The organism is Mesorhizobium abyssinicae (assembly GCF_049887195.1).
Taxonomy (GTDB): domain Bacteria; phylum Pseudomonadota; class Alphaproteobacteria; order Rhizobiales; family Rhizobiaceae; genus Mesorhizobium; species Mesorhizobium abyssinicae.
The window spans coordinates 180,602-192,440 of the sequence record NZ_JARAKC010000003.1 but is presented as its reverse complement, the minus strand read 5'-3'; the positions used below and the strand labels follow the sequence as shown (position 1 = coordinate 192,440).

The 11,839-nt window shown below is 64.8% G+C and carries 7 protein-coding genes and 2 tRNA genes; 3 read left to right on the top strand and 6 right to left on the bottom strand.

Annotated features, from left to right (window positions below):
* Positions 1 to 44 precede the first annotated feature (44 nt).
* Positions 45 to 2,198, top strand: a complete 2,154-nt coding sequence (locus tag PU724_RS08975; protein ID WP_135857702.1) for a thiamine pyrophosphate-dependent enzyme — start codon at positions 45 to 47, stop codon at positions 2,196 to 2,198.
* Positions 2,191 to 3,762 (top strand): indolepyruvate oxidoreductase subunit beta family protein, encoded by a 1,572-nt coding sequence (locus tag PU724_RS08970; RefSeq protein ID WP_135857699.1) that lies wholly within the window; start codon positions 2,191 to 2,193, stop codon positions 3,760 to 3,762. Before PU724_RS08975 ends, PU724_RS08970 begins: the two co-directional genes overlap by 8 nt.
* Before the next feature lie 117 nt (positions 3,763 to 3,879).
* Here PU724_RS08970 and PU724_RS08965 read toward each other — a convergent pair whose 3' ends face one another.
* The 5 genes from PU724_RS08965 to PU724_RS08945 form a co-directional block, all read right to left on the bottom strand.
* Positions 3,880 to 4,839 carry a phosphatase PAP2 family protein gene (locus tag PU724_RS08965; RefSeq protein ID WP_187331359.1) on the bottom strand — a complete coding sequence of 320 codons (960 nt, stop codon included), beginning with the start codon at positions 4,837 to 4,839 and terminating at the stop codon, positions 3,880 to 3,882.
* A gap of 289 nt (positions 4,840 to 5,128) precedes the next feature.
* Positions 5,129 to 5,193: transfer RNA gene (locus tag PU724_RS08960), tRNA-OTHER, on the bottom strand.
* 166 nt (positions 5,194 to 5,359) lie between these two features.
* Entirely contained in the window at positions 5,360 to 5,806 is a 447-nt protein-coding gene (locus tag PU724_RS08955) for a pyridoxamine 5'-phosphate oxidase family protein (protein ID WP_127284500.1), read from the bottom strand.
* Positions 5,807 to 6,170: 364 nt separating this feature from the next.
* Positions 6,171 to 8,003, bottom strand: coding sequence for an adenylate/guanylate cyclase domain-containing protein (locus PU724_RS08950; protein WP_354420237.1), 1,833 nt, complete (start codon positions 8,001 to 8,003; stop codon positions 6,171 to 6,173).
* Positions 8,004 to 8,355: 352 nt separating this feature from the next.
* Positions 8,356 to 8,431 (bottom strand) — tRNA-Thr (locus PU724_RS08945).
* Between the two features lie 353 nt (positions 8,432 to 8,784).
* On the opposite strand from PU724_RS08945, the gene PU724_RS08940 reads away from it, so the two are divergent.
* On the top strand, positions 8,785 to 9,972 hold the full coding sequence (locus PU724_RS08940) for a hypothetical protein (RefSeq protein WP_135860417.1): 1,188 nt from the start codon (positions 8,785 to 8,787) through the stop codon (positions 9,970 to 9,972).
* Between the two features lie 158 nt (positions 9,973 to 10,130).
* Here the strand turns inward: PU724_RS08940 and PU724_RS08935 are convergent, their stop codons facing one another.
* Positions 10,131 to 11,732 carry a cisplatin damage response ATP-dependent DNA ligase gene (locus PU724_RS08935; RefSeq protein WP_354420236.1) on the bottom strand — a complete coding sequence of 534 codons (1,602 nt, stop codon included), beginning with the start codon at positions 11,730 to 11,732 and terminating at the stop codon, positions 10,131 to 10,133.
* Positions 11,733 to 11,839 lie beyond the last annotated feature (107 nt).

Genomic DNA, 11,839 nt, shown 5'->3' with positions numbered 1-11,839 from the left:
ACGTACGCGCCGCCGGATGCCGGCGGCAACGGAAGGAGGCCACCATGGCCGAACGGTCTTTTGCCAAGGAAGTCGAGAAGCTCCGCCTCGGTGCCGGCCAGGAGTTCGCCGGCGAAGGCATTCTCGCCATCACCAAGGCGCTGCTGCAATGCGGCGTGGGCTATGTCGGCGGCTATCAGGGCGCGCCGATCAGCCATTTGATGGACGTGCTCGCCGACGCGCAGGACATTCTCGGAGAACTCGGCGTGCATTTCGAGGCGAGTGCCTCGGAAGCCACCGCCACTGCGATGCTTGCCGCCTCCGTGCATTACCCGATCCGCGGTGCCGCCACCTTCAAGTCGACGGTCGGCACCAATGTCGCTTCCGATGCGCTGGCCAATCTGGCGTCCGGCGGCGTCACCGGCGGCGCGCTGATCATCGTCGGCGAGGACTATGGCGAGGGCTCCTCCATTATGCAGGAGCGCAGCCACGCCTTCGCCATGAAGAGCCAGGTCTGGCTGCTCGATCCGCGCCCGAACCTGCCCTCGATCGTCAAGGCGGTCGAGGACGGCTTCGAGCTGTCGGAAGCCTCCAACACGCCGGTCATGCTGCAGGTGCGCATCCGCTGCTGCCACGTCCACGGCCATTTTGTCGCCAAGGACAACAAGCGGCCGCCAATGTCGGTGGCCGATGCGCTGGAAGCGCCGCGCCGCGACACCGGCCGCATCGTGCTGCCGCCCGCCTCCTTCCTGCATGAGAAGGAGAAGGTGGCGAAGCGCTGGCCGGCGGCGGTCGATTTCATCAGGAGCCGCAAGATCAACGAGATCTTCGGCTCCGATCATGGCTCGGTCGGCATCGTCATGCAGGGCGGTATGTACAATTCGGTCATCCGCGCGCTGCAGCGGCTCGGCCTCGCCGACACCTATGGCGACACCGACGTGTCGCTCTATGTGCTGAACGCCGTCTATCCGCTGGTCGACGACGAGTTCCTCGCTTTCTGCGAGGGCAAGCAAGCGGTGCTGGTCGTCGAGGAAGGCCAGCCCAACTACATCGAACAGGCTTTTGCCGCCATGCTGCACAAGGCCGGCCGCGGCACCAGGCTGGTGGGCAAGGAGCATTTGCCGATGGCCGGCGAATATACCGGCCAGGTCATGCTCGACGGCATCGGCTCCTTCCTGCGGGCGCATGCTCCGCATCTGCTGCCGGGCGAGGTGAGGGCGCCGAACAAATCGGGCGAAGGCGTCGACACCGCCGACCTGATCAACGTCGTCCCCGGCCGCCCGCCTGGCTTCTGCATCGGCTGCCCGGAACGGCCGATCTTCGCCGCGACCAAGCTGGTCGAGCAGGAGCTCGGCAAGCACCACATCGCCTCCGACATCGGCTGCCATTTGTTCTCGATCATGCCGCCCTTCGAGCTCGGCGCCACCACTATGGGCTACGGGCTGGGGCCGGCCTCGGCGTCAGCGTTCAATTCGCCTGATGCAAAACGCCGCTCGATCTCCTTCGTCGGCGACGGCGGCTTCTGGCACAACGGCCTGACCTCCTCGATCGGCAATGCGGTGTTCAACAAGAACGACGGCGTCATCGTCATCGTCGACAATTTCTACTCGGCCGCCACCGGCGGGCAGGACATCCTGTCCTCGCGCGCCTCGAACCGCACCAAATCCACAAAACATCCGATCACCGAGGCGGTGAAGGGCATGGGCGTGAAATGGCTGCGCCACATCGATCGCACCTATGACGTCGGCAAGATGCAAGCGACGCTGCGCGAGGCGCTGACGACCGAGGAGAAGGGGCCGAAAGTCATCGTCGCCTCCTCCGAATGCATGTTGAACCGCCAGCGCCGCGAGAAGCCGCTGGTCGACAAGGCGATCAAGGGGGGGACAAGGGTCGTCAAACCGAAGTTCGGCGTCGACGAGGACATCTGCACCGGCGACCACGCCTGCATGCGGCTCTCGGGCTGCCCCTCGCTGTCGGTCAAGTCGCTCGACGACCCGCTGCGCGACGATCCGGTGGCATCGATCGACCAGAATTGCGTCGGCTGCGGCAATTGCGGCGAGGTGGCGGACGCCGCCGTGCTCTGCCCGTCCTTCTACCGCGCCGATGTCGTCCACAATCCCGGCCGCTGGGACCGTTTCCTCGAAAGCGCGCGGCGTGCGGTGATCGGGCGCCTGCAGCGCCGCCGCGAAAGCCGCCGGCTGGTGTTTGCCGATGCTTGATCACAACGCAGCGCTGCACCCGAGGACGGGCGCCCATGACGAAGAGCGCGTGATAAAGCTCGCCGTGCTCGCCGTCGGCGGCCAGGGCGGCGGCGTGCTCGCCGACTGGATTACCGACGTCGCCGAGCGCAGTGGCTACATCGCCCAGTCGACCTCGGTGGCAGGCGTCGCCCAGCGCACGGGTGCTACGATCTATTATATCGAGATGGCCCGCGACACCGGCCGGCTGCCCGTCTTCGCGCTGTCGCCTTCGCAGGGCGACGTCGACATATTGATCGCCGCCGAGCTGATGGAAGCCGGCCGCGCCATCATCAGGGGATTCGTGACGCCCGAGCGCACGACTCTGATCGCCTCCTCGCATCGCATCGCCGCGGTGTCGGAAAAGATCGAGCCGGGCGACGGCCGCGCCTCGTCGGAGAGGGTGCACGCGACGGCGCAAGCCGCGGCCAGGCGATTCATCGCCTTCGACATGGACCAGATCGCCGCCGAGAATGGCACCATGATCTCGGCCAGCCTGCTCGGCGCGCTGGCCGGTTCCGATGCGCTGCCCTTTGCGCGGGAGAACTATGAGCAGGCGATCGGCGCCGGCGGCCGCGGCGTCAGAGCCAGCCTCGCCGCCTTCGCCGCCGCTTACGATCGCGCGCGCGGCATCGCGGCTGCACCGGCAGGCGAGCAGGCGGCGACGAAGCCTGCCGCTCCTGAAGCCAGGTCAACGGCGAAGGTCCGTGGACCGGAAATCTTGCTGAAAGGCTGGCAGGAGCTCGCCGCCCGCGTGGGTGCCTTGCCAGAGCCGGTGCGCGACATGGCCGAACGCGGCCTGAAAAAAGTCGTCGACTACCAGGACATCGCCTATGGCGGCGAGTATCTCGACCGGCTGGACAAGGCCGTCGCGCTGGATGGCCCGGAGCACGCCTATGCGCTGTCGATCGCCGCGGCGAAACATCTGGCCAACGCCATGTGCTACGACGACATGATCCGCGTCGCCGACCTCAAGACTCGCTCGACCCGCGACAGGCGCGTGCGCAAGGAGGTCGGCGTCAAGGACGGAACGGTACTGCAGGTCACCGAATATTTCCATCCGCGCATCGAGGAGTTCTGCGGCACGCTGCCAGCCGGGCTGGGCAGCTACATCGAGGACCGGCCGAAGCTTGCCGCTTTCCTCGACCGCCGCATCAACCGCGGCCGCCACATCCGCACCGACAGTTTCACCGGCTTCGCCATGCTGTGGGTCATTGGCGGCCTGCGCCGCTGGCGCCGCCGCCTGCTGCGCCACAGGATGGAGGTCGAGCATCTCGAACGCTGGTACGACCTGGCGCTCGCCCACGCCCGCGAAGATTACGCGCTTGGCACGGAAATCCTGAACTGCCGCCGGCTGATCAAGGGCTACAGCGACACCCACGCCCGCGCCCAGTCGAAATTCGACCGCGTGCTCTCAGCGCTCGATATGCTGAAGGGCCGCGACGATGCCGCCGACTGGATCCGCCGCCTGCGCGAGGCGGCGCTGAAGGACGAGAAGGGCGACATGCTGGATGGCGCGCTGAAGACGGTCGCGACGCTGGGATAGGGGGGACAGCAAGGCTGCAGCCACTCCTTTGGAAATCGTGGATTGCGGCTCGCCAAGACGGCGATGCGGGTTCCAAGGAACGGTTCTTGGCACTTTGGGAGATGGCCAGGGCCGAGATCACGCAGATATGTCGGAGATTGACGGAACGGGTAGAGCGTTGAGGCCTTGCGGGCGCGAGCCAATTGCCGAACGCCTCGGTCGGGTAACGAACGACACCGCTGAAATACAAAACCCGGCGACCCCTATGCCGGCGATGACGTCCACCACGTAGTGGTTCGATACGATGGCGGCGGAAGCTGCCATCAGTATGTTCAGGAGGAGCATGGGGTAGCGGAGCCATTTCGCATCCCACGCGGCCCATGCACAGAGGGCCGCAATGGCGGCGTGGACGGAAGGGAAAGTCATGATCCCTTCGGCTCGCCCAAAATCGAAAACAAAGTTGGAATTTGAATGGATCCCAATCAGTTCATCAAGGAAGACGGTCGCCAGCTTTCCGTCGATGTATTTTAGATTGCTGGGGTCCATATGGTAGACACTGTAGGTGCCTAGCGCTGGGTACCAGATAGAAATGACGCAGGAAACGAAGCAGATGACGGCATACGCAATTGTCATCTGATACGACCGCAGGACATGCCCGGTCGATGCCAACATAAAGGGCAGAATCAGGAGCTGGAAATGGAAGCTTCTGTAGGCGATGTTCAGGACGAATGAGAGATTTTTTCGGCTGTCCACGAAAGCGATCAAGGCTGGCCAGTTGATGCCCAGCGCCTGATCCATCTGCCGCAGCTCTTCGTCGGCCCAAGGCACGTTCGAGCGTGCGGCGAGATAGACCGCGATTGTGATCGGAAAAACGAGCAGCGTCCCATAAAGAAAATTTTCCAGTGCGGCCCTGAACAGAGGTGCCCTGTTCAGAAGGCTGGCACTCGCCACGATGGCCGCAACGAGCAAAAGAGCTTCAGGGACGCCCAGAACGTTTTCGACTTTCAGGCCGAGCGCTGACGCGAGTGAATAGACGACGACATAGGAAAAAGCCGTCAATCCGCTCAGAATGTACCTTGATGCCGAGATGTCGCTCATGTGTGACTCCATATGGATGTCACTATGAAAGACAATAATTAACATTGAACGCAGAAGTTGTAGTTGTTTGAAACTAGTAACTTGAAGTATCTGCAGCTAAATTAGAGTAATCTAATATTAGATACTAATATGCCAACGGATGTTTGCGAAGATGAAGATTTGTAGTCGACATGCGGTCTGATGGATTCTGGCATTGACCGCTGCGAGCGGGCCAAGACTTTCATAACACTGACGTCGCCAAATACGGCTTGACGCGCCGCGGTGGTACAATTGCGATTGGAGGGGAAACTGGTGCCGCTTGCGTGACTCGAACACGCGACCCCCATGATGTCCTACCAACTTAGCTGAAGCGGCCCGGGAAGCGCTAGGCCTCGCGACGATGCCGCCGACTGGATCCGCCGCCTGCGCGAGGCGGCGCTGAAGGACGACAAGGGCGACATGCTGGATGGCGCGCTGAAGACGGTGGCGACGCTGGGCGGATAGGCTCCGGAGACGCTCCGGCTGCTGCCGTCGACGCCGGCTATTCAGTTGCTTCCCGTCCCGAGACCTGCTCGACGAGGATCCGGAAAAAGACATGCGGCAGGCTATCTGAAAGAGGAGGCGTGACAGGCTTGAGCGCGCCGGGCTCCCACCAGCCCGCGTGCTTGCTCAGCACTGCCCAGGCATGGTCGCGTTGAACCTTGTGGCCGATCCGGTCCGGCAGTTCCTCATAGCGGCCCTCGACGATCACGCTTTTCCAGCCGCGCCCCTGCGTGTGTTCCTGCACCTGGGCGCACACCAGGGGATTCTCCCGCATCCAGTCGACCTTCTTGCCCAACAGGGAGAATGCGTAGAGGTGGTTGTCGGCATAGGCGTAGTTGAAAGGCACGACATAGGGTTGTCCGTCCTTCGCGCAAGCCAAATGTCCGGTGCGGTTGGCCGCCAGCATTTTCGTGCATTCCAGGGTGGAGAGCGTGCGGATCATCATCTGTATGACCTCCCTTTTCAGCCGGCGTCGGCCTCGCGAATTTCTGTCGATCGGTTCTTGCCAATATTAGCGCAGGATACGTCCTCGCTCATTGCGATGGATCAAATTCGTTATGGGGCGAGTGCCGTGCCAAACCGCACCGATCGGCAGCGCCCGCGTTGGAAACCGCGCGGGCGTTTCGACTGCCGCTTCGGTGATGATCGCAGGGTTAGGCGCGAAAAACTGGATCGCTCGGGCCGGCGATGGACACGCTATTCGCGTGCCTCGCGTCCCGAGACCTTTTCGACAAGGACCCGGACCTGCGGCACGCTGTCCGACTCGGGGGCGTGACGCGCGGGAGAGCGCATCCTTGCAGCCGCGACGATCACTCCGGCACGCCGGCGATGCTCAGCGCCTCGACGTAACGCTCGGCGAACACCTTGTCCAGCCACGGGTTGATCTGCCTCTGCAGGGTGAGCGTGTATGTCGGGAAAGCATCCATCAGCCGCCGCGCCGCCGCCTGCGCCTCGTGAAGCCGGTTCAGTTTGACCAGCGCCATGATAACCACCCGGTGCGACGAGCCGTAGTTCGGCATCTCGTGCAGCGCGCGTTCTCCCCATGCCAGCGCTTCCTCGTAGCGCTCGAGCATCAGGTAGCTCATGCCGATGCCGGAGAGCGCGATGCCCTTCTCGGGGTCGACCGGGCTCAGCCGCATGGCCCTGTGAAAGTGCTCGATCGCGACGAGCGGGCGGCTGGAATGCGCGTTCACCCAGCCGCAGCCCGTATGGCCCTGCGCCGAATTGGGGTTGAGCAGCAGTGATCGTTCGATCGTGCGCAGCGCCATCTCGTACTCTTTCGCGCTGTAGGCGATCACCTGCGCGGCGAAGCGCAGGCTCGTGGGGTCGTCGCGCGCTTCCGCCAGCACCTCGCGCGCCATGCGCGCGGCGACGCGGGTATCGTCCGGCTCATGCCAGCACTGGCTCACGGACAGGCTGCGGATATAGGCGCCGAGTCCCTTCGCCAGGTTGAAGCCGGGGTCGATGCTGAGCGCCTCGTTGGTGAGCCGGCGCACGTCGGCAAAGCCTTCGCGCGTCATGCTGTAGAAGCGCGGCAGCGCGCGAAGGTAGAGGTCGTAGGCGCTTATGTAGTCGGTCGGCTTCATGCGCGCCTGCTTGATCTCCTCCAGCCGGATGCTCGGCTCGACAGCGCCGACGACGCTCTCGGTCACCTTGTCCTGCAGGTCGAAGATGTCGCTCAGGTCGCCCTCGAAACGGTCGGTCCAGATATGGTGTCCGCTGATCGCGTCCACCAACTGCCCACTGATGCGCACCCGCGATCCTGCTCTGCGGATGCTGCCCTCGAGCACGTAGCGGACGCCCAGCTCGCGCCCGACCTGGCGCAGGTCCACCGCCCGGCCCTTGTAGGTGAAGGACGAATTGCGGGCGATCACGAAGAAGGAGTTCACCCGGCTCAATCCGGTGATGATGTCCTCCACCAGCCCGTCGGCGAAGTATTCCTGGTCGGGGTCGCCGCTCATGTTGGTGAAAGGCAGGACAGCGATCGAGGGTCTCTCGGGCAAGGGAGGCGGTGCAGCCACCGCGGCGCTGGCGTCAGTCTCGACGCGGTAGGCGCGCACGGGCCGCTCGATGTTCTTCAGACGCAGCTCGCCGAGCGGCGTGAAGCCGCAGTCGAGCTTGCCCTGAAGGTGGTCGTAGGCGGTGCCCGAGACGACCACGGTACCGGGATCGGCGATGCCTTCGAGGCGGGCGGCGATGTTGACCCCGTCGCCGTAGAGGTCGCCGTCCTCCTCGCAGACCACGTCGCCGAGATTGACGCCGATGCGCAAGTGAATCCGCTCGTCCTCGGCCGTCTCCGCCTCGCGTTCCGCCACGGCCTGCTGGATCGCGATCGCCGCGTTCACTGCGTTGACGACGCTGGCGAATTCGCACAGCATGCCGTCGCCGGTGCGCTTGACGATCCGACCCCGGTGCTCGGAGACCAGTGGTTCGAGGAGATCCTTGCGGTAGATCTTCAGCCGTTCGAGCGTGCCTCGCTCGTCGCGTTCCGTCAGGCGCGAATAGCCGACCACGTCGCAAGCCAGGATCGCCGCGAGGTGACGCTGCGTGGTCGTTGCACCCGTCGGCCAGGCGTCCGCACGCGGACCGCCTCCCGTCCATGTCCTGCCGACTTCCAGACGCGCCGCGCGCATGGTGCCCATCTCTTCCAGTCCTCCGCCCTTCGCCGATGCGGAACGCAGCTTGACCTTGCCTATTCCTGGGACGCTGACGCACCACGCCCAGAAGGCCGGAGATATTTCCCGCTCTGTGTAACCGGCTGACGCCACCGTGGCGGTGCTATTGTATCGGCCATCGTCGCCAGAGACCGCTCAAACCCTCAGCAGCGTCTGCACCGGATGGCTGGGAGAGCTGGCGACGACAGCGGCCAGATTTCAAAATGGAGACACGACCCGACCTGCCAACGAAGTCAACCGAGGTGGATTTTCGGGTGGTTGGAATGCCACCCAGCTCCAGTGTATCCTCTTGGAAATAAAGCATTTCGAGCAGAGGAACTGGTGCCGCTTGCGTGACTCGAACACGCGACCCCATCATTACGAATGATGTGCTCTACCAACTGAGCTAAAGCGGCCCGGGAAGCGCTAGGCCTCCAAGATGGGCTGCGTGATAGACTCAACCCGCCGCGAATTCAAGATGGCTTGCGGCGAATTCAAATAAGCAACCGCGAATTCGGGCCGGAACTGGCATTCGCGCCGGCTCCGGGCTTGCCTCAAAGCAGCCGCAGGAGCAATGCGACGCCGGTCCGAAGCACAGCGCCTGCCGGCTGGTGCGGGACCGCTTCGGCGAAATAGGTTGATTTCCTTGAAAAAAACCGCCGAAATCCGGTTTGTCCGGTTGCGCCGCGCAGAATGCGGCCGCCGGCCCGTTGATTGATTGGCCGCCTGCCGCTAACGATCATGGCAGGAATGTGCAGAGGGATTTGGCTTGGACGCGATCGAAAAAGCGATCCGCAACGCCTTCGAGAAGGGCAATGCCGAGGACCGCGTCTTTCGCGAGCGGGTCTATCGCTCGGCCTTTGCCGCGCTCGACCGCGTGCTGCAGGCCAATCCGAACGTGACCGTGGAAATGGCCATCAAGCGCCGCAAGGCGGTGCAGGCCAAGATCGCCGAGATCGAATCGGAGTTCCTGCCGGCGGTCCCCGATGTCGCCGCGCTGGACGAGAGTGACACGGCGGCGGCGGTTGCCCCTGAAATCGCCATGTCGGACGAGACCGCCGCGCCGGCGCCCACTGTGGAACCGCCGACGCAAACCGCGCCCGCTCAGCCGTCGCCGGCGATCGTGGTCGATGGCCCTGTGCAGCCTTCAGCTTCCGATGCGCCACGCTCGCGCGTGCTGCCAGTCGTCCCCGACATCATGCCCGGCGACCTTCCCGATGCGCCGACGCTCGATTCGCCGGCATCCGCCGCAGCGGAAGACGGCGAGGCGGAGGTGGCGCCGGATCGCGACGAGCGGCGGATCAGGGGACGTCGCCTGCCGCTGACGGCGATCTTCCTCGGCGTGACGCTGCTAGCCGCCGCCGGCATCGGGCTCTATTTCGCCAAGCAGACCGGCGTCTTCAAGACCGCGGCCGAACTCGACACCGGCCCGCCCCAGGCGCCGCCGACGGTCGAGGACGACGAGGCGGCCGAGCCGCCCGCCGGGTCGCCGGAAAAACAGGGCGAGGCCGCGCAGCAGCGCGACTGGATCAGTGTCTTCTCACCGGCTGACCCGACCCATGTCGCGGCGCCCGCCGACGCCAAGGCCGAGGTGATGCAGGACGACACCGGCTCGTTCCTGCGCATCCGCTCCGGCGCTTCCGGCTCGGCCATCGCCTTCGACGTCGGCCAGGGCGTGCTGGAAAAGCTCGTCGGCAAGCATGCCATGTTCGACATCGTCGCCCGCTCGGAAGAGGGCAAGGAGACTCAGATCTCGGTCGACTGCAATTTCGGCGAGCTCGGCGATTGCGGCCGCAAGCGCTATGCGGTCGGTCACGAGCGCAACGAATATCTGTTCGACGTGCAGTTCCCGGACAAGCAGCCGGGCGCGGCCGGCACCATTGCCATCAACTCCGACTTCGACAAGCAGGGCAAGTCGGTCGATATCTACGAGGTCCGCGTCTCGATCGCGCAGTAACGTCGCTCGTCCCATCGACCTAGGCGCAGCACCCCACCCGCGCCTTCGGCGCGACCTCCCCATCAAGGGGAGGTAGGGTTGGCGCGACATTCTACCTCCCCTCGATGGGGAGGTCGGCGCGAAGCGCCGGGTGGGGTGAAGCGCCTGCGGCGGATTTCCTAGCTGTCCAGCAACGCCTGCAGCGTCTCGATGCGGTCCGCCTCGGCCGCCGGCTTGTCCCAGCGCAGCCGTGAAATACGCGGAAAACGCATGGCGACGCCCGATTTGTGTCGGGTCGAGCGGTTGAGCCCCTCGAACGCCACCTCCAGCACCAGGCCGTTGTCGCGGTCGGCGCGAACCGAGCGCACCGGGCCGAAGCGCTCGACAGTGTTGTCGCGGACATATTTGTCGATCTGCTTCAGCTCCTCGTCGGTGAAGCCGAAATAGGCCTTGCCGACCGGCACCAGCTCTTCCGCGCCTTCCGGGCCCGACCAGACGCCGAAGGTGTAATCGGAGTAGAAGCTCGAGCGCTTGCCATGGCCGCGCTGCGCATACATTAGCACCGCGTCGACCGTGTGCGGATCGCGCTTCCATTTGAACCACGGACCCTTCGGCCGGCCGGCGAGATAGGGCGAATCCCAGCGCTTCAGCATCACCCCTTCGATGATCGGATGCGGCGGCGCCTGGCGAAGCTCTTCCAGCGCCTGCCAGTCGGGGAATTCGACCAGCGGCGAGAGGTCGAAGCGGCTTGGATCGAGCGTGCCGATGAAGGCTTCGAGGCGAGCCCGTCTTTCGCGCAAAGGTAGGGCGCGCAAATCCTCGCCGCCGATGTGCAGCGCATCGTAGCAACGCATGAAGGCCGGGTATTGCTGCTGGATTTTCGACGACACGCTCTTGCGGTTCAGCCGCTGCTGCAGGTCGGAAAAGGTTCCCGTCGCTTCACGCGGATCGCCGACCAGCAATTCGCCGTCGAGCGCGGCGGAGAAATCCATCGCCGCGGCGAGGTCGGGAAAGGCGCCGGAGACGTCGTCGCCGGTGCGCGAATAGAGCCGGCGGATGCCGCCTTCGCACACCGCCTGGACGCGGATGCCGTCCCATTTCCATTCGGCCGCGTAGTCGGCCGGGTCGAGCTTTTCGAGATCGCCGTCGCCGACCGGATTGGCCAGCATCACCGGACTGAACAGTGCCAGCGCGGTCCGTTCGGGCTTGCCGGCCTTGCCCTCCAGCCAGGCGAACAGCGAGATGTAGGGCGGCGTCAGCCCGTGCCACAGCTCCTCGATTTCGGTGACGTCGACCTGGCCGAGATCGGCCAGCGCCTGCTTGGCAAGCCGCGCCGAAACACCGATGCGCAGGCCACCGGTGACCAGCTTGATGATGGCGAAGCGCGCCGAGATGCTGGCGCTGTCGAGCAGCCTCGCCAGCACCTTCGGCTCGTCGGAGCGGCTCGCCGCCTGCAGCTTGCCGACCACCTCGGCCAGCGTCGGCGCGTGGTTCGGGATGTTTCCGGGCGCTTGCGGCCAGACCAGCGACACCGTCTCGGCGAGGTCGCCGACATAGTCGTAGGAATAGCCGAACAGCACCGGGTCCATGCGCTCGACCACCAGCGCCCGCAGCATCGCCGGCTTCACCGCCGCGATCGACAGGTCCCCGGTGATCGCGGCCAGCGCCAGCCCGCGGTCCGGGTCTTCGACGCTGCGGAAATAGTCGGTCAGCAGCGTCAGCTTGCCGTTGCGCGACGGCGTCAGCACGAGGCGGTCGAGGAGCTCGGCGAAGCGGTTCATGGCCGTGGCAACGGGGCAGCGCTGCGTTCTGTCGCGCCCCCCTCTGTCCTGCCGGACATCTCCCCCACAAGGGGGGAGATCAGCAGTGCGGCTGCCGGCTCATATTC

Bases quoted from the DNA above. Each gene is read 5' to 3' on its own strand.
- PU724_RS08975 (WP_135857702.1), top strand. From the start codon at position 45: ATGGCCGAACGGTCTTTTGCCAAGGAAGTCGAGAAGCTCCGCCTCGGT.
- PU724_RS08970 (WP_135857699.1), top strand. From the start codon at position 2,191: ATGCTTGATCACAACGCAGCGCTGCACCCGAGGACGGGCGCCCATGAC.
- PU724_RS08965 (WP_187331359.1), bottom strand. From the start codon at position 4,839: ATGAGCGACATCTCGGCATCAAGGTACATTCTGAGCGGATTGACGGCT.
- PU724_RS08955 (WP_127284500.1), bottom strand. From the start codon at position 5,806: ATGATGATCCGCACGCTCTCCACCCTGGAATGCACGAAAATGCTGGCG.
- PU724_RS08950 (WP_354420237.1), bottom strand. From the start codon at position 8,003: ATGGGCACCATGCGCGCGGCGCGTCTGGAAGTCGGCAGGACATGGACG.
- PU724_RS08935 (WP_354420236.1), bottom strand. From the start codon at position 11,732: ATGAACCGCTTCGCCGAGCTCCTCGACCGCCTCGTGCTGACGCCGTCG.